General features: G+C 52.9%; 21 protein-coding genes. 10 read left to right on the top strand and 11 right to left on the bottom strand.

Annotated features, from left to right (window positions below):
• Positions 1–9: 9 nt before the first annotated feature.
• The 9 genes from ptsN to F3J40_RS13665 all read right to left on the bottom strand — a co-directional run bounded on the left by ptsN (position 10) and on the right by F3J40_RS13665 (position 6,818).
• Positions 10–489, bottom strand: a complete 480-nt coding sequence (gene ptsN, locus F3J40_RS13705; RefSeq protein ID WP_167015423.1) for a PTS IIA-like nitrogen regulatory protein PtsN — start codon at positions 487–489, stop codon at positions 10–12.
• Positions 490–629: 140 nt separating this feature from the next.
• Positions 630–917, bottom strand: coding sequence for a ribosome hibernation promoting factor (gene hpf / locus F3J40_RS13700; protein WP_017349586.1), 288 nt, complete (start codon positions 915–917; stop codon positions 630–632).
• 21 nt (positions 918–938) lie between these two features.
• Positions 939–2,372 carry an RNA polymerase factor sigma-54 gene (gene rpoN / locus F3J40_RS13695; protein WP_017349587.1) on the bottom strand — a complete coding sequence of 478 codons (1,434 nt, stop codon included), beginning with the start codon at positions 2,370–2,372 and terminating at the stop codon, positions 939–941.
• A 51-nt stretch (positions 2,373–2,423) separates the two neighbouring features.
• Positions 2,424–3,149 carry an LPS export ABC transporter ATP-binding protein gene (gene lptB, locus F3J40_RS13690; RefSeq protein WP_017349588.1) on the bottom strand — a complete coding sequence of 242 codons (726 nt, stop codon included), beginning with the start codon at positions 3,147–3,149 and terminating at the stop codon, positions 2,424–2,426.
• A gap of 5 nt (positions 3,150–3,154) precedes the next feature.
• A complete protein-coding gene (gene lptA, locus F3J40_RS13685) occupies positions 3,155–3,706 on the bottom strand; it encodes a lipopolysaccharide ABC transporter substrate-binding protein LptA (protein ID WP_167015421.1) in 552 nt (183 codons plus the stop codon).
• Positions 3,690–4,253, bottom strand: a complete 564-nt coding sequence (gene lptC, locus F3J40_RS13680) for an LPS export ABC transporter periplasmic protein LptC (protein WP_017349590.1) — start codon at positions 4,251–4,253, stop codon at positions 3,690–3,692. The genes lptA and lptC overlap by 17 nt, the downstream gene beginning before the upstream one ends.
• Positions 4,250–4,816, bottom strand: a complete 567-nt coding sequence (kdsC, locus tag F3J40_RS13675) for a 3-deoxy-manno-octulosonate-8-phosphatase KdsC (RefSeq protein ID WP_167015419.1) — start codon at positions 4,814–4,816, stop codon at positions 4,250–4,252. The genes lptC and kdsC overlap by 4 nt, the downstream gene beginning before the upstream one ends.
• Positions 4,817–4,829: 13 nt before the next feature.
• Positions 4,830–5,816, bottom strand: coding sequence for an arabinose-5-phosphate isomerase KdsD (kdsD, locus tag F3J40_RS13670; protein WP_017349592.1), 987 nt, complete (start codon positions 5,814–5,816; stop codon positions 4,830–4,832).
• A gap of 15 nt (positions 5,817–5,831) precedes the next feature.
• Complete coding sequence (locus tag F3J40_RS13665) at positions 5,832–6,818, bottom strand: calcium/sodium antiporter (RefSeq protein ID WP_017349593.1); 987 nt, start codon at positions 6,816–6,818, stop codon at positions 5,832–5,834.
• Between the two features lie 223 nt (positions 6,819–7,041).
• On the opposite strand from F3J40_RS13665, the gene mlaF reads away from it, so the two are divergent.
• From mlaF to murA, 7 genes are all read left to right on the top strand, one after another.
• Positions 7,042–7,857 (top strand): phospholipid ABC transporter ATP-binding protein MlaF, encoded by an 816-nt coding sequence (mlaF, locus tag F3J40_RS13660; RefSeq protein WP_017349594.1) that lies wholly within the window; start codon positions 7,042–7,044, stop codon positions 7,855–7,857.
• A gap of 4 nt (positions 7,858–7,861) precedes the next feature.
• On the top strand, positions 7,862–8,644 hold the full coding sequence (gene mlaE, locus F3J40_RS13655) for a lipid asymmetry maintenance ABC transporter permease subunit MlaE (RefSeq protein WP_017349595.1): 783 nt from the start codon (positions 7,862–7,864) through the stop codon (positions 8,642–8,644).
• 4 nt (positions 8,645–8,648) lie between these two features.
• Positions 8,649–9,182: an outer membrane lipid asymmetry maintenance protein MlaD gene (gene mlaD / locus F3J40_RS13650; RefSeq protein ID WP_017349596.1), complete on the top strand. Its 534-nt coding sequence runs from the start codon at positions 8,649–8,651 to the stop codon at positions 9,180–9,182.
• A gap of 13 nt (positions 9,183–9,195) precedes the next feature.
• The gene (gene mlaC / locus F3J40_RS13645) at positions 9,196–9,828 is read left to right on the top strand and encodes a phospholipid-binding protein MlaC (RefSeq protein WP_167015683.1); all 633 of its coding nucleotides are present in this window, start codon (positions 9,196–9,198) and stop codon (positions 9,826–9,828) included.
• Complete coding sequence (mlaB, locus tag F3J40_RS13640) at positions 9,828–10,133, top strand: lipid asymmetry maintenance protein MlaB (RefSeq protein ID WP_167015417.1); 306 nt, start codon at positions 9,828–9,830, stop codon at positions 10,131–10,133. The genes mlaC and mlaB overlap by 1 nt, the downstream gene beginning before the upstream one ends.
• Before the next feature lie 114 nt (positions 10,134–10,247).
• Positions 10,248–10,505: a BolA family iron metabolism protein IbaG gene (ibaG, locus tag F3J40_RS13635; RefSeq protein WP_017349599.1), complete on the top strand. Its 258-nt coding sequence runs from the start codon at positions 10,248–10,250 to the stop codon at positions 10,503–10,505.
• A gap of 55 nt (positions 10,506–10,560) precedes the next feature.
• On the top strand, positions 10,561–11,820 hold the full coding sequence (gene murA / locus F3J40_RS13630) for a UDP-N-acetylglucosamine 1-carboxyvinyltransferase (protein ID WP_017349600.1): 1,260 nt from the start codon (positions 10,561–10,563) through the stop codon (positions 11,818–11,820).
• 159 nt (positions 11,821–11,979) lie between these two features.
• Here the strand turns inward: murA and F3J40_RS13625 are convergent, their stop codons facing one another.
• Complete coding sequence (locus F3J40_RS13625; RefSeq protein WP_167015415.1) at positions 11,980–12,279, bottom strand: helix-turn-helix domain-containing protein; 300 nt, start codon at positions 12,277–12,279, stop codon at positions 11,980–11,982.
• A gap of 230 nt (positions 12,280–12,509) precedes the next feature.
• Positions 12,510–13,481, bottom strand: coding sequence for an octaprenyl diphosphate synthase (gene ispB / locus F3J40_RS13620; protein ID WP_167015413.1), 972 nt, complete (start codon positions 13,479–13,481; stop codon positions 12,510–12,512).
• Between the two features lie 257 nt (positions 13,482–13,738).
• Between ispB and rplU the strand changes: the two genes are divergently transcribed.
• From rplU to cgtA, 3 genes are all read left to right on the top strand, one after another.
• Positions 13,739–14,050, top strand: a complete 312-nt coding sequence (gene rplU, locus F3J40_RS13615) for a 50S ribosomal protein L21 (protein ID WP_017349603.1) — start codon at positions 13,739–13,741, stop codon at positions 14,048–14,050.
• 15 nt (positions 14,051–14,065) lie between these two features.
• Entirely contained in the window at positions 14,066–14,323 is a 258-nt protein-coding gene (gene rpmA, locus F3J40_RS13610) for a 50S ribosomal protein L27 (RefSeq protein ID WP_017349604.1), read from the top strand.
• Positions 14,324–14,563: 240 nt separating this feature from the next.
• On the top strand, positions 14,564–15,745 hold the full coding sequence (gene cgtA, locus F3J40_RS13605) for an Obg family GTPase CgtA (RefSeq protein WP_017349605.1): 1,182 nt from the start codon (positions 14,564–14,566) through the stop codon (positions 15,743–15,745).
• Positions 15,746–15,866: the final 121 nt, after the last annotated feature.

Raw genomic sequence — 15,866 nt, 5'->3', positions numbered from 1 at the left:
AAAATGCACTTACTGCTCTTCCGGTGATTCTGTAATTATGGCGTAGAGTTCTTCATTGCTCTGCGCTGCACGTAACCGACGACAAACCGTTTTATCCGCCAGTCTTTTTGCCACCAGCGACAGCGTGTGCAGGTGGGTTTTGCACTGATCGGCGGGAACCAGCAGAGCAAACAACAGATCAACAGGCTGGTTATCCACCGCATCAAAGGCGATGGGTTGTTCCAGACTGATAAAGACCGCCACCGCGCGCAAGGTATCTTCTTCAAGCTTACCGTGTGGGATGGCAATACCATTACCGATGCCAGTACTGCCCATGCGTTCACGCGTCAGAATCGCTTCGAAAAGCGTCTGGTGAGGCAAATTTAGCTGTTTCGCTGCCAGTTCGCTGATGATTTCCAGCGCACGTTTTTTACTTTGGCAGTGTACACTGCTGCGGGTACAGTCTGGGGTGAGCACAGCGCTCAGTTCCAGTGTTAGATCGTTGTTCATTGTGGTTTCACTTGCATGTTCACCTGCCAGCCTGACGCAATAGCGCGCCGCTGGCCTCTGCACAGATGGCAAAACGGGGCGGTTAATCCGCCCCATAGTCTGCATCGGGGCACGCTGATACGGCCCGGCAAAGGTGAAGGTTAGTGTTTTCTCAGTTTGTCTTTATGTTTAGTCAACTGACGGGCCAGCTTGTCGATGAGCCCGTCGATGGCCGCGTACATGTCATCCGCCTCGGCAGAGGCATGGATCTCACCACCGTTTATATGCAGTGTAGCATCCGCTACCTGCTTCACCTTCTCTACTTTCAGGACAATATAGGCCTGATTGATATGATCAAAAAAGTGTTCCAGCTTAGGAAACTTTTCATTGATGAACTCACGTAATGCCGGTGTGAGTTCAACATTCTGCCCAGTAAGGTTCAGCTGCATAGGTCTTCCTTCTCATTTCTTTCACACCAGCTGTTTACGCTGGTTTGATGGCGGGATAGACAAAGACTCGCGGTATTTGGCGACGGTACGACGTGCCACCATGATCCCCTGTTCTGATAACATGGAGGTCAATTTGCTGTCGCTCAAGGGTTTGGCTGGGTTCTCGGTTGAGATCAGCTTTTTCACCAGAGCGCGTATGGCGGTGGAAGAGGCTTCACCACCGCCTTCGGTATTCACATGGCTGGAGAAGAAATACTTCAGCTCAAAAATGCCGCGTGGGCTGTGCAGATACTTTTGCGTCGTGACGCGTGAAATGGTGGATTCGTGCATGTCGACCACCTGAGCAATATCTGCCAGTACCATTGGGCGCATAAACTCTTCGCCCTGTTCAAAGAACTCCTGCTGCTGCTCAACGATACAGCGGCTCACTTTGAGCAGTGTATCATTACGGCTTTCGAGACTTTTGATCAGCCAGCGTGCTTCTTGCAGATTGCTGCGAATAAACTGGCTGTCGCTGTCATTGCGCGTATTGCCACTCATGGCGGCATATTGTTGATTGATACGCAGACGGGGCAGGCTATCGCTATTCAGTTCCACGCTCCAGCGTGAGCCCACTTTGCGCACCAGCACATCGGGAATCACATATTCGGGTTCGCCGGTATTAATTGACTGGCCGGGGCGCGGATCAAGAGACTGAATCAGCAGCATGGCGGCTTTGAGGATCTCCTCTTTAAGCCGGGTCACGCGCATCAGGCTACGGAAATCATGGTTGGCAAGCAGATCCAGATGCTCGCTGACTATCAAGCGAGCTTCAGACAACATCGGGGTTTCTGGCGCAAACTGAGAGAGTTGTACCAGCAGACAGTCACGCAGATCGCGTGCACCAACACCCACCGGGTCAAAGCGTTGCACGCGTTTAAGCACCGCTTCGACTTCTTCCAGGGTTAGCTCTTCGTCGCCGATGCTGTCGTAAATGTCTTCCAGCGGTACAGTCAGATAGCCAGTGGGGTCAATGGCATCAACAATCGAGGTGGCGATGGCGCGATCGGTATCGCTAAACGGGGTAAGCTCTACCTGCCACATCAGATAATCTTGCAGTGACTGGGTGGTTTCACCCTGGTAGATCGGCAGTTCATCGTCCTGATAGTCGGTGCCGGTGCCAGAGGGAGTCCCTGCGGTGTAAATCTCGTCCCACGTGGCATCCAGCGGCAGCTCTTCCGGCATATCTTTCTGCTCTAACGCTTCGCGGGTATCCAGAGCTTCTTTCTCTTCGTACTCACGTGCATCAACTTCATCGTGCTGTTCTGTCTGCTCCAGTAATGGGTTGCTCTCCAGAGCTTGTTGCAGTTCCTGCTGGAGTTCAAGCGTAGAAAGTTGCAGCAGACGAATCGCCTGCTGCAGTTGCGGTGTCATTGCCAGCTGTTGGCTGAGCCTGAGTTGCAAACCTTGCTTCATAGTCCCGACAGGATTTCCTTAACGCTTACATCAATTGTTACGAACACCTTATCAGAGTCTGAACTCTTCACCCAAATAAACCCGTTTAACCTGTTCATCTTCCAGGATTTCTGCGGGGGTACCGTGGGCAATCAGGTGGCCCTGGCTTACGATGTAGGCGCGTTCACACACTGCCAGGGTTTCACGCACGTTGTGGTCAGTGATCAGTACGCCTAAGCCACTGTCGCGCAGGTGTTCGATAATTTTTTTGATGTCGATAACGGAAATCGGGTCAACCCCCGCGAAGGGTTCATCCAGCAGGATGAATTTAGGATTTGCCGCCAGTGCGCGCGCAATTTCCACCCTACGGCGTTCCCCACCGGACAGTGCCTGACCCAGGCTGTCACGCAGGTGCTCGATATGAAACTCTTCCATTAGCTCTTTGGCGCGATCCTGGCGCTGCTCTTCGGTTAAGTCATCACGGATCTGCAGGACTGCCATCAGGTTGTCGTACACGCTGAGGCGGCGGAAAATAGACGCCTCCTGCGGCAGGTAACCAATGCCACGACGCGCACGCGCGTGGAGCGGCAAGATACTGATATCTTCGTCATCAATCACGATGCGTCCGGCATCGCGTGGGACAATACCGACAACCATATAGAAGGTTGTGGTCTTGCCCGCACCATTAGGGCCGAGCAGGCCGACGATTTCGCCAGATTTAACCTGCAGGCTGACGTCTTCGACCACACGGCGGCCTTTATAAGCTTTTGCCAGGTTTTCTGCGACTAAAGTTGCCATAAGGATCAGTTACTCTTTTTAGCGCCGTTGGATGAACCGTTCTTATCTTGCAGCTGCGAAGGTACCAACACTGTGGTGACGCGTTTGCTCTGGCCTTGACTGTAGGCCTGCATTTTCTGCTGCTTAACCAGATAAGTAATGCGGTCGCCTTTGATGTTGCTGTCTTGCTGCTGGATAAAGGCATTGCCTGTCAGCTCAATGAAATCATTGGCCAGTTCGTAATGGAGCTTGGCGGCGTGGCCCTGAACCGGTTTTCCGCTGTCCTGCATCTGATAGAAGGTCGCGGGATTACCCCAGGCATCGACGATGGTTTTTTTGCTGTCGCCACCGGGACGTGTCACAACGACTTTATCCGCAGTGATTTTAATTGAACCCTGAGTGACGACCACGTTGCCCGTAAAGGTGGCAACGTTACCTTGTAGATCCAGCGCCTGGTTGATTGAATCGATGTTCACCGGCTTGTCCGAGTCGCCGGTCAGGGCGAGTGCCGGTACGCTGCTCGCCAGCAGGGCGCTTACCATCAACAGCTTAATGCTGTAGTTAATTTTGAATTTCATAGGAGGATTTGACCTTTTCAATCAACTCGGCATTTTTAGTTCGTAAGTTACCGCGCATTTTCATACCGGTAGAATTAAAGTTGCTGCCAAACAATGTGACCTGGCTTTCCGATGTCACATCCTGGGTGACGAGGTTAACCTGCGCACTGTCAGTTTCAATTCGCTGTAGAGGTGCATCGGCCGTCAGAGATTTCACCACGACGTGCCCGTAAAGATACAACATACGATCTTTGGTCAGCTTGGCTTTATCTGCTCGTACCGACCAGGTCGCCACTTTGTTGTCATCGTAAGTGGTCATCACTGGATTATCGAACCAGCTGATTTCCTGTAGCGAGAAATAGGTCGCTTTGTCAGACACCAAACGATAAGCCAGGCCGCCCAGCGGGTTATACACCACCGAGTCTGAGTTAGCACTGGTGTAAGTTGGCTCCTGATCGTTAGTGGCGGCTGGCGTCTGGGTATCATCGGGATTGGCTAAGTTCCAGCCAATCAATACCAGTGCAATTAGCGCCAGGATCAGCGTTATCCAACGCCTGCTTTTACTCATACCGATTGCCCTTTGGCATCCTCAAATTTGTTTTGCGCTAGTAGAATCAGATCGCACAGTTCACGCACGGCACCGCGTCCGCCTGCAATACGAGTGACATAATCGGCTCGTGGCAGCAGCACGGGATGCGCATCGGCAACGGCAACACTCAAACCCACTTTGGCCATGACCGGCCAGTCGATCAAATCATCACCAATGTAGGCGACTTCTTCGTGCTGCAACGACAAACGGGTAATCAGTTCATTATAGGCAATAAGTTTATCAGATTGTCCCTGATAGAGATGGGTGATACCGAGGGTTTTGCAGCGGTCTTCCATCAGCTTAGCCTTTCGACCGGTTATAATAGCGACTTCTACATCCGAGGTCAGCAGGCAACGAATGCCATAGCCATCACGCACGTTAAATGCTTTCAGCTCTTCACCGTTGTTACCCATGAAGATAACACCGTCAGACATTACGCCATCTACGTCACAAATGAGTAGACGAATCTTGCTGGCGCGCGTCATCACATCCTCGCTGACGGGGCCATAGCAGGTTTCGATCACGGCTTGTTGTTCACTCATTACTTCTTCCTGTTCAGACTACGCCAGCGCGCAGCATGTCGTGCATGTGAATGACGCCGACCAGACGGTCGTTATCGGCGACCAGCAGGGCGGTAATATTTTTGCTTTGCATCAAATTGAGGGCATCAACGGCGAGCAGGTTGGGGCGCACGCGAACACCACCCGGTGTCATCACGGCGGCTATGGTTGCGGTCTGCACATCAATGCCGCTGTCCAGCACGCGGCGTAAATCACCATCGGTAAAGATCCCGGCGATTTTCATCTGTTCATCGACGATAACCGTCAGGCCAAGCTTTTTACGGGTGATCTCCAGTAATGCATCACGCAGCGAGGCATCGCGTGGCACAAACGGGATCTCTTCGCCGCTGTGCATAATATCACTGACGTGCAGCAGCAGTTTGCGTCCCAGCGCGCCGCCTGGGTGCGATAGCGCGAAATCTTCCGGCGTGAAGCCGCGCGCCTCTAACAAGGCAACGGCAAGGGCATCGCCCATCACCAGTGTGGCAGTGGTGCTGGTGGTGGGGGCTAAACCCAGCGGGCACGCTTCCTGCGGCACTTTCACACAGAGATGAACATCCGCTACCCGGCCCATCGCACTTTCCGGACGGCTGGTCAGGCAAATCAGCGTCACTTTCTGGCGCTTAAGGACCGGCACCAGCGCCAGGATCTCATTCGCTTCACCACTGTTGGAGATGGCAATCACGATATCATTGCCGCTGACCATGCCTAAATCGCCGTGGCTGGCTTCTCCGGGATGAACAAAAAAGGCGGGGGTGCCGGTACTGGCAAAGGTTGCCGCCATTTTCCGCCCAATATGGCCAGATTTTCCCATGCCCATGACAACCACTTTGCCGGTGCAGCCGTAAATCAGCTGGCAGGCTGCCGTGAAATCTTCATTGATGTATTGGTCGAGCTGTTCCAGCCCTTCACGTTCAATGCGTAGCACGGTCTTGCCCGCGTGTTGAAAGTCAAAGTCAGGGCTCAGTGGATGATTCGTCATGGTGAATTTATCCTTCTATCCATCAACCAGCGCGGGTTGCAGCCAGAGCAAGGCAACCCAGGCAACAAAACCGCACAAAAGTAATGCACCAGCAAGGCGGCCAATACGGCGGCTGCGTAACAGGCACAACAAGGTAAACAGGGTGCTGACGCCTAACATCACCCAGTAGTCTCGGGCAAACGCGGCAGGATCGATGTTGCCGGGATGAATCAGCGCCGGTAAGCCCTGTACGATAGCGACATTATAAATGTTGGCGCCGATCAAGTTTCCGATGGCAATATCATCTTCACCCTTTAATGCGCCCGCAATCACGGTGGCAAGTTCTGGCAGGCTGGTGCCGACGGCCACGACGGTCAGGCCCATCACCAGTTCGCTCATGCCAAAGAAATCCGCCACCACGGTAGCATTGTCGATCACCATGCGTGTGGACATCGGCAGGATTACCAGCGCGACCGCTAGCCATAAAAACGCGACGGTGTTGCCATTACCACTCTCTTCACGCGGCAGCTCAGCCAATTGTTCACGCGTTAGCGTATCGTTGTTATCGCGTTCTGCACGTCGTGCGATGCGTATCACCGCCAACAGATAAATTAAGGCCATTCCTAGCAGGGCAACACCATCTAACCGGCTAAGATGGCTATCAAATAGCATGATGCCACTGAGGAGTGAGACCAGTAGCATCAGCGGCAGTTCGCGGCGGATAAGATTAGAGTGAATCGTCAGTGGATGGAGCAGGGCGGCAACGCCAAGAATGAGTAAAATATTGGTAATGTTTGAGCCTAATGCGGTACCGACGGAGAAATCGATCTGTCCGTGCATGGCGGCAGAAAACGCAACGATGATCTCAGGCAGTGAGGTGCCAATGCTGACCACTGTCATACCGATAATAAGCGGTGGAACCCCAAAAGATCGACACAAGATCGATGCACTGAACACCAGGCGGTCTGCGCCATAAGAGAGCAAAATCAGACCAATGATCAGCAGGGCAATAGCTACAAACATGGAAAATCCTTGGGTGAAATTCTGTGCCGACACGCCTTGTCCGGCAGGTTTCAGGATCAGAGGTGGATGAACTGGCGCTGATTTTGACGGTCTGAGAGGCAAAAGTAAATTTTAAGGCTATTTTCGCCACACCTTCCGGGTAAGTTTCTGTAAAACTATCCGCCAGGTGTTTTTTTACAGGCTACCATCCTAACCCATGAGTAGGCCGTATAACGAGGTAAGAATGACCCAGCAGCAGACGAATCTGGTGGAGATTCGAGGCGTGAGTTTTACGCGCGGAAACCGCAAAATCTTCGACGATATTTCTTTGACGGTGCCCGCGGGTAAAGTCACAGCAATTATGGGTCCATCGGGGATTGGTAAAACCACACTACTTCGCCTGATCGGTGGGCAACTTCAACCCGATCGCGGTGAAATCTTGTTCAACGGAGAGAACATTCCAGCCCTGTCTCGTGCCGGTTTATATGAGGCACGTAAGAAGATGAGTATGCTTTTTCAGTCCGGCGCGCTTTTTACCGATCTGACGGTTTATGAAAATGTCGCCTGGCCGCTGCGTGAGCACACGCAATTACCACCCGAACTCTTACACAGTACGGTGATGATGAAGCTTGAAGCCGTAGGGTTGCGCGGGGCCGCACAGCTTAAACCGGCTGAGCTTTCTGGCGGGATGGCACGTCGCGCAGCGTTGGCTCGCGCCATTGCCTTAGAGCCGGATCTCATCATGTTTGATGAACCTTTTGTCGGTCAGGACCCGATTACAATGGGCGTGTTGGTGAAGTTGATCGATGAACTCAACCACTCGCTGGGCGTGACCTGTATTGTGGTTTCACACGATGTGCCAGAGGTGTTGAGCATCGCCGACTACGCCTATATTGTGGCGGGGCAAAAAATTATCGCGCAGGGCAGCCCGGAACAATTACGTAGCGATCCCGATCCGCGAGTACGTCAGTTTATTGATGGGCACGCGGATGGACCGGTGCCGTTCCGCTATCCTGCCGGGGACTATTTAGCCGATTTAACCGGCTCAGGGAGAGTGTAAATCGATGTTGGTTAAAATGCTGGCGTCTATGGGACGTCAGGGAATTTCTACCTGCGCCACCTTTGGCCGCGCTGGAATGATGCTGTTTCATGCGCTGGTGGGTAAACCGGCGCTGCGGAAACATGCTCCGCTGCTGGTGAAGCAGCTTTACAGCGTGGGCGTGATGTCGCTGCTGATTGTCGGCGTGTCCGGGCTATTTATTGGCATGGTACTGGGGCTGCAAGGTTATCTGGTACTTACAACTTATAGCGCCGAAACGAGCCTCGGCATGCTGGTTGCGCTGTCGCTGCTACGTGAATTGGGCCCTGTGGTCACGGCGCTGCTGTTTGCGGGGCGTGCTGGCTCCGCTTTGACAGCAGAAATTGGCCTGATGAAAGCCACGGAACAGCTCTCCGGTATGGAGATGATGGCCGTTGACCCGCTGCGGCGCGTGGTTTCACCTCGTTTCTGGGCTGGCGTCATCAGTATGCCGCTGCTGGCGATCATTTTCACCGCTGTCGGCATTGCCGGTGGTGCTCTGGTCGGTGTGAGCTGGAAAGGCATTGATCCTGGCTTCTTCTGGTCAGCGATGCAGAATGCGGTCGATTTCCGTATGGATGTCATTAACTGTGTGATCAAAAGTATTGTCTTCGCCATTACGGTGACCTGGATCGCGCTGTTCAATGGTTATGACGCCGTGCCGACTTCAGAAGGAATTAGTCGGGCGACAACGCGTACCGTGGTGCATTCATCACTGGCGGTGCTCGGTTTAGATTTTGTGCTCACAGCACTGATGTTTGGGAACTGATGGAATGCAAAGTAAAAAAAGTGAAATCTGGGTTGGCGTATTCATGTTGCTGGCGCTTATCGCGTTGCTGTTCCTCGCGCTGCGCGTGGCAGATGTGAAATCTCTTGGTACAGAACCGACATGGAAGCTTACAGCCACTTTTGACAATATTGGCGGCCTGAAAGTCAGCTCACCGGTGAAAATCGGTGGCGTGGTGATTGGGCGCGTGACAGACATTGGTCTTGATGAGAAGACGCTGTCACCCCAGGTCACGATGGCGATCAGCGATCGTTATCTGGATAAAATCCCGGATACCAGCTCCCTGGCCATTCGTACCCAGGGGCTGTTAGGCGAGCAATTCCTCGCGCTAAACCTCGGGTTTGACGATCCTGATTTAGGCTCTTCTATGCTTAAAGATGGCGGAACATTACGTGACACCAAGTCAGCGCTGGTACTGGAAGATCTGATTGGTCAGTTCCTCTATAAAAGCGGTGGTGACAACAAAGATGACAAACAGTCGCAGACGGAAAATCACACTGCGGCTCCGGCACAACCTTGAGAGGAAAAACATGATGTTTAAGCGTTTAATGATGATCGCTATGCTGGTTATTGCACCGCTGGCAGCCAATGCGGCGGATCAATCTAATCCATACAAGCTGATGAATGATGCCGCAGCGAAGACGTTTAGCCGTTTGAAAAACGAGCAATCGCAGATCAAGCAAAACCCGGACTACCTGCGTCAGATCGTTAAGCAGGAGCTGCTGCCGTACGTGCAGATCAAATACGCGGGCGCTCTGGTACTGGGTCGCTACTACCGTGATGCTACCCCGGCGCAGCGCGATGCTTATTTTGCGGCGTTTGGTGACTATCTGGCACAGGCTTATGGTCAAGCGCTGGCGCTGTACCATGGCCAGACTTATCAGGTCGAGCCAGAAAAACCATTGGGTAACAACGACATCGTAGCCATCCGTGTCTCCATTATCGATCCTACTGGTCGTCCGCCGGTACGTCTGGATTTCCAGTGGCGCAAGAACAGCCAGACCGGTAACTGGCAGGCTTACGACATGGTTGCAGAAGGCGTCAGCATGATCACCACCAAGCAGAACGAGTGGGGCGACCTGCTGCGTACCAAGGGTATCGATGCGCTGACAGCACAGCTGAAAACCTCTGCGGCTCAGCCGATTACGCTGAACAAGCAACAGTGATGGCACAGGCATTAAGCTGGGAACGCCAGGCACAACGCCTGGTGTTACGTGGTCATCTGGATCGCGATTCGCTGCTGCCTTTGTGGCAGCAGCGTCAAGAGCTGCTGGAAGGCATTGAAGTGATTGATGTTGCCGCGCTTGAACGGGTTGATTCCGCCGGGCTGGCTTTGCTGGTGCATCTGCGTGAGCAGGGCGCAAAAGCGCAGCGGGCCCCGCATTTTAGCGGCATCAGCGATAAACTTGATTCCCTCATCACGCTCTACAATTTACAGCAGTTTATTGTTTCTGCTGATAAAACCGCTTAAATTGTGTGCTGCACATACTGGCCCCTGCGTGCTGCAGGGGCTTTTGCATATTTAAGAGTCAGCCGCTTTCCTCTAATATATCCGCCTTATTATTATCAACAGAAGTTAAGAGCAATGGAAAATAGCGAAGTTCAGGCTGTGCTGATGCAGGCACTGGCATTAGATGAAGTGCATGTTCTCAGCAACGACGGCAGTCATTTTCAAGTGATCGCTGTTGGCGAGATGTTCGGTGAACTGAGCCGAGTCAAGAAGCAGCAGGCTGTTTACGCGCCGCTGATGGAGTACATTGCGGATAACCGTATTCATGCGGTATCCATTAAAACCTATACGCCTGCTGAGTGGGCGCGTGACCGTAAACTCAACGGTTTCTAAGCTGTCCACAGGCAGGACTGTTTCATTTTTTGATTGTTAATTGAGATTGGTGTTAATGGACAAATTTCGTGTGCAAGGCCCCACCCGTTTAAGTGGTGAAGTGACCATTTCCGGGGCAAAGAATGCTGCATTACCGATTCTGTTTGCTGCGCTGCTGGCGGAAGAACCGGTCGAAATCCAGAACGTGCCTAAGCTGCGCGACATTGATACCACCATGAAACTGTTGAGCCAGCTCGGAGCCCGGGTTGAGCGTAATGGTTCTGTGCATGTGGATGCCAGTGAGGTTAACGTTTTTTGTGCCCCTTATGACCTGGTGAAAACCATGCGTGCCTCTATCTGGGCACTCGGTCCACTGGTGGCGCGTTTTGGTCAGGGACAGGTTTCCTTGCCTGGCGGCTGTGCTATCGGCGCACGTCCGGTTGACCTGCACATTACCGGTCTGGAACAGCTGGGCGCAGAGATCAAACTGGAAGAAGGCTACGTAAAAGCCTCTGTTGAAGGTCGCCTGAAGGGCGCGCATATCGTGATGGATAAGGTTAGCGTTGGTGCGACCGTGACCATTATGAGTGCCGCCACCCTGGCAACCGGTACCACGATCATTGAGAACGCCGCGCGTGAACCCGAGATCGTTGATACTGCGAACTTCCTGATCACCCTGGGCGCGAAGATCAGCGGTGCTGGCAGCGATAAGATCATTATCGAGGGCGTTGAACGTCTTGGTGGTGGTGTTTATCGTGTCGTACCAGACCGTATTGAAACTGGTACTTTCCTGGTGGCTGCGGCTATTTCTGGCGGCAAAGTGGTGTGCCACGCAACGCAGCCAGACACGCTGGATGCCGTTCTGGCAAAACTGCGTGATGCCGGTGCAGATATTCAGGTTGGCGATGACTGGATCAGCCTTGATATGCACGGTAAGCGGCCAAAAGCGGTTAACATCCGCACTGCGCCACACCCAGGTTTCCCAACTGATATGCAGGCGCAGTTTACTTTGCTGAACCTGGTCGCAGAAGGGACTGGCGTGATCACCGAAACCATCTTTGAAAACCGCTTTATGCATATCCCTGAGTTAATTCGTATGGGAGCACATGCGGAGATCGAAAGTAATACGGCGATCTGTCATGGTGTAGAGACGCTGTCTGGTGCGCAAGTGATGGCAACCGATCTGCGTGCTTCTGCTAGCCTGGTATTAGCGGGCTGTATCGCAGAAGGCACCACTATCGTTGATCGTATTTACCACATCGATCGTGGCTATGAGCATATCGAAGATAAGCTGCAGGCGATGGGTGCGAACATAGAGCGTATCAGCGGAGAGTAATTTTTCCGTATGATCGACAAAAAAGCCGCTGATCGTCAGCGGCTTTTTTTTGGCCCGTAAAGTTGACGCTGAGACGGCGGGCAACTCACGTGGTCTCCTGGCTTGATCTTTAGCAGCATCTCCGAGGATCTTCTTTATGAGGATCTCGCGGATCCTCTGCTATTTTTTGATCGTTAGACGGATAGGGGTCGGTCGTAGCGGGACGCGCATCCGCTGTTTACGATCAACTAATCGGCGACTCACGGGATCAAAATAACGGCTTGGCCAGATCTCTGCGGGGTGTAAAGCCAATGCGGTGGCGATGAGCCATTCACCTTTCGGCCACGGGCGACTCAGCGCATTAGAGAGCGTTGATGAGCTCAACCCATTATGGCGTGAAAGTGCAGCCAGGGTTGTCCCTTTCTTACGCAACGCGGCGATAACGTCGGCGGGATGCCAGTCCTGTTTCCCTGCATACATAAGCGTGTTCCTCCTTATCCCTGCTTAACACATTAGCGTGTTGAGGTATGTGCGACCGGTAAGGTCAACTGGAAATTTCAGGGTTTTTATAACAGAATATTTCCATATGTTTCCAGTAAATTTTACAGCAAGTGAAAAAAATGCGCGGAAGTTCGCAAACTGGATGCAAAACAAAGAGAGGGCGTGAGTGGGGGAAAGATCCCGGAACAATTGCTGCTCCGGGAATGGGATCAGTATTCGCGTTGCACAGACATATGTGCCAGAGATTCCAGGGCGGTACGCCATGGGCTTTCAGGTAGAACAGAGAGTGCTGCGATGGCTTTATCCGCTTCCTGCTCAGCGCGCAAGCGTGTCCAGGCCAATGAGCCACTCTGTTCCATCGCAGCAAGGATCGGCTCCAGCAAATGGCGACCGTTACCCTGTTCGATAGCTTCACGAATCATTGCCGCCTGCTCTGGCGTGCCGTTATGCATGGCGTGCAGCAATGGCAGCGTTGGCTTACCTTCGCTCAGGTCATCGCCGGTGTTTTTACCCAGCGTTTCGCCATCCGCGCTGTAGTCGAGCAGATCGTCGATAAGCTGGAAAGCGGTTCCCAGATAACGACCGTAATCTTGCATCGCGACTTCCTGCTCAGGCGTTGCTTCAGCCAGAATGGCGGAAGCCTGCGATGCTGCTTCAAACAGGCGCGCGGTTTTGCTGTAAATCACGCGCATGTAACTCTCCTCAGTGACATTCGGATCGTTAACATTCATCAACTGCAAAACTTCGCCTTCAGCAATCACGTTCACCGCTTCTGACATCAGCGCCAGGATGCGCAGCGAGCCCATGCTGGTCATCATCTGGAAGGCGCGGGTATAAATAAAATCCCCCACCAGAACGCTGGCGGCGTTACCGAAAGCAGCATTGGCTGTCGCTTTACCACGGCGCATATCGGATTCATCCACCACATCGTCATGCAGCAGCGTGGCGGTGTGGATAAATTCGATCAGCGCCGCGTTGGTGACGTGCAGATTGCCGGTGTAGTTTAGCGCCCGCGCAGACAGCACAGCGATCAATGGGCGAATACGTTTGCCGCCACCGCTGATGATGTAGTAACCCAACTGGTTAATCAGTGAGACATCAGAATCGAGCTGGTCGAGTATGGTTTGGTTAACCGCCGCCATGTCCTGCGCGGTAAGTTCGTTTATCTGTTCTAAGTTCATTCGTCTGTTCGGCTATGGCGGGGTAGAGCGCCATGTTAAGGGCTTTCATCCCACTGGAGTTCAGTTAATCTGTTACTGATTGTACTTGAAAAATCTGGATACGAAACGTCTGCATGAGCTCTGTGTTTTTTTTCTGCAAGAGTGTGCAAAGTGCTCTTGTCTTCTGCTGGAGTTTTGCGTAGAATTCGCGCCCTATTGTGAATATTTATCGCGCCGCCTGAGAAACAAAAAAGGCAAGCGCAGAAGCGGAGTTTTATATGTACGCGGTTTTCCAAAGTGGTGGTAAACAACACCGAGTTAGCGAAGGTCAGACCGTTCGCCTGGAAAAGCTGGACATCGCAACCGGCGAAACTGTTGAGTTCGACCAGGTTCTGATGATTGCAAATGGCGAAGACGTGAAAATCGGCGCGCCACTGGTTTCAGGCGGCCTGATTAAAGCAGAGATCGTAGCTCACGGTCGTGGCGACAAAATCAAGATTGTTAAGTTCCGTCGTCGTAAGCATTACCGTAAGCAGCAGGGTCACCGTCAGTGGTTCACTGATGTGAAAATCACTGCGATCAGCGCCTAAGAGGAGATCTGACAAATGGCACACAAGAAGGCTGGTGGTTCGACTCGTAACGGTCGTGACTCCAACGCAAAACGCCTGGGCGTAAAACGTTTCGGTGGTGAGTCTGTTCTGGCAGGTAGCATCATCGTTCGTCAGCGTGGCACCAAATTCCACGCAGGTACCAACGTAGGTTGTGGTCGTGACCACACCCTGTTTGCTACCGCAGACGGCAAAGTTAAATTCGAAGTTAAAGGCCCGAACAACCGTAAATACATCAGCATCGTTGCTGAGTAAGGTTGGCGTGGCGCAGACGGTTTCCGTCTGAACACCGAATTGAAGGCCCCGCAGCTTTTGCGGGGCTTTTTACATTCTGATGCAGGCTGCAACGCGACCTGCACCTACCTTTGCAGTACACTTTATATACTGGCACTGAGTGCCCCTGTTTTCATCCGCCCCCGGTCAGCGCAGAAGACCCTGGCGGACCTGTTTGCCGCCTGTTATCTGGCGCAGACGACAGCGTGACGGAGAGAGAAAATGAAGTTTGTAGATGAAGCGGCGATTCTGGTTGTCGCAGGTGATGGCGGCAACGGTTGTGTAAGCTTCCGTCGTGAGAAATATATTCCACGCGGTGGTCCTGATGGCGGTGACGGCGGCGACGGCGGTGATGTTTACCTGCAAGCAGACGAAAGCCTGAACACCCTGATCGACTATCGTTTCGAAAAAGCTTTCCGCGCCGAACGTGGTCAGAATGGCCAGAGCCGTGACTGTACCGGTAAGCGTGGTAAAGATGTCATCGTTAAAGTGCCTGTAGGGACGCGTGTTACCGATCAGGGCACCGGCGAGACCATGGGTGATATGACGCGCCATGGCCAGCAGCTGATGGTGGCAAAAGGCGGTTGGCACGGCCTGGGTAATACCCGTTTCAAATCTTCAGTGAACCGTAGCCCACGTCAGAAAACCATGGGTACGCCAGGCGAACACCGTGACCTGATGCTGGAACTGATGCTGTTAGCGGATGTGGGTATGCTGGGTCTGCCAAACGCAGGCAAATCGACCTTTATCCGTGCCGTCTCGGCAGCGAAGCCAAAAGTGGCCGACTATCCGTTCACCACCCTGGTACCAAGCCTTGGTGTGGTCCGCATGGACCATGAGCAGAGCTTCGTGGTGGCTGACATCCCAGGATTGATCGAAGGCGCTTCTGATGGTGCTGGCTTGGGTATCCGCTTCCTGAAACACCTTGAGCGTTGCCGCGTCTTGCTGCACCTCATCGATATCGCGCCAATTGACGAATCTGATCCGGTTGAAAATGCCCGCATTATTCTCGGTGAGCTGGAAAAGTACAGCGAGAAGCTATTCCAGAAGCCACGCTGGCTGGTCTTCAACAAGTGTGACTTGCTGAGCCAGGAAGAAGCAGAAAGCCGTGCTAAAGCGGTTGCAGAAGCCCTGGGCTGGGAAGGTAAATACTTCCTGATTTCTGCGGCGAGTCGTCAGAACGTGACCGACCTGTGCTGGGAAGTGATGCACTTCATCAATGCCAACCCGAAAGAGGCTGAGCTGGAAGAGATGAAGCAACCAGAGAAAGTCGAGTTCATGTGGGATGACTACCACCGTGAAGCGTTGGAAAACGCGGTGGAAGTGGAAGAAGAAGATGATGAAGAGTGGGACGACTGGGATGAAGAAGACGACGAAGGCGTCGAGATCATCTATCAGCGTTAATTCCTGCGCTTATACCCTCACCCTGACCCTGTAAGGGAGAGGGGATATATGGTGCGCTGGACTCGTTCAAAGCACCGGGCTAGCTCCCCCTTTCTGGAAGGGGATATATGGTGCGCTGAAC

It is taken from the genome of Candidatus Pantoea multigeneris, assembly GCF_011752615.1.
In the GTDB taxonomy this organism is placed as follows: Bacteria; Pseudomonadota; Gammaproteobacteria; order Enterobacterales; family Enterobacteriaceae; genus Pantoea; species Pantoea multigeneris.
The sequence above is the reverse complement of the archived record's forward strand: the minus strand, read 5'-3'. Positions and strand labels throughout refer to the sequence as shown.

Excerpts from the sequence above, each read along its gene's own strand:
- ptsN (WP_167015423.1), bottom strand. The coding sequence starts at position 489 with ATGAACAACGATCTAACACTGGAACTGAGCGCTGTGCTCACCCCAGAC.
- hpf (WP_017349586.1), bottom strand. The coding sequence starts at position 917 with ATGCAGCTGAACCTTACTGGGCAGAATGTTGAACTCACACCGGCATTA.
- rpoN (WP_017349587.1), bottom strand. The coding sequence starts at position 2,372 with ATGAAGCAAGGTTTGCAACTCAGGCTCAGCCAACAGCTGGCAATGACA.
- lptB (WP_017349588.1), bottom strand. The coding sequence starts at position 3,149 with ATGGCAACTTTAGTCGCAGAAAACCTGGCAAAAGCTTATAAAGGCCGC.
- lptA (WP_167015421.1), bottom strand. The coding sequence starts at position 3,706 with ATGAAATTCAAAATTAACTACAGCATTAAGCTGTTGATGGTAAGCGCC.
- lptC (WP_017349590.1), bottom strand. The coding sequence starts at position 4,253 with ATGAGTAAAAGCAGGCGTTGGATAACGCTGATCCTGGCGCTAATTGCA.
- kdsC (WP_167015419.1), bottom strand. The coding sequence starts at position 4,816 with ATGAGTGAACAACAAGCCGTGATCGAAACCTGCTATGGCCCCGTCAGC.
- kdsD (WP_017349592.1), bottom strand. The coding sequence starts at position 5,816 with ATGACGAATCATCCACTGAGCCCTGACTTTGACTTTCAACACGCGGGC.
- F3J40_RS13665 (WP_017349593.1), bottom strand. The coding sequence starts at position 6,818 with ATGTTTGTAGCTATTGCCCTGCTGATCATTGGTCTGATTTTGCTCTCT.
- mlaF (WP_017349594.1), top strand. The coding sequence starts at position 7,042 with ATGACCCAGCAGCAGACGAATCTGGTGGAGATTCGAGGCGTGAGTTTT.
- mlaE (WP_017349595.1), top strand. The coding sequence starts at position 7,862 with ATGTTGGTTAAAATGCTGGCGTCTATGGGACGTCAGGGAATTTCTACC.
- mlaD (WP_017349596.1), top strand. The coding sequence starts at position 8,649 with ATGCAAAGTAAAAAAAGTGAAATCTGGGTTGGCGTATTCATGTTGCTG.
- mlaC (WP_167015683.1), top strand. The coding sequence starts at position 9,196 with ATGTTTAAGCGTTTAATGATGATCGCTATGCTGGTTATTGCACCGCTG.
- mlaB (WP_167015417.1), top strand. The coding sequence starts at position 9,828 with ATGGCACAGGCATTAAGCTGGGAACGCCAGGCACAACGCCTGGTGTTA.
- ibaG (WP_017349599.1), top strand. The coding sequence starts at position 10,248 with ATGGAAAATAGCGAAGTTCAGGCTGTGCTGATGCAGGCACTGGCATTA.
- murA (WP_017349600.1), top strand. The coding sequence starts at position 10,561 with ATGGACAAATTTCGTGTGCAAGGCCCCACCCGTTTAAGTGGTGAAGTG.
- F3J40_RS13625 (WP_167015415.1), bottom strand. The coding sequence starts at position 12,279 with ATGTATGCAGGGAAACAGGACTGGCATCCCGCCGACGTTATCGCCGCG.
- ispB (WP_167015413.1), bottom strand. The coding sequence starts at position 13,481 with ATGAACTTAGAACAGATAAACGAACTTACCGCGCAGGACATGGCGGCG.
- rplU (WP_017349603.1), top strand. The coding sequence starts at position 13,739 with ATGTACGCGGTTTTCCAAAGTGGTGGTAAACAACACCGAGTTAGCGAA.
- rpmA (WP_017349604.1), top strand. The coding sequence starts at position 14,066 with ATGGCACACAAGAAGGCTGGTGGTTCGACTCGTAACGGTCGTGACTCC.
- cgtA (WP_017349605.1), top strand. The coding sequence starts at position 14,564 with ATGAAGTTTGTAGATGAAGCGGCGATTCTGGTTGTCGCAGGTGATGGC.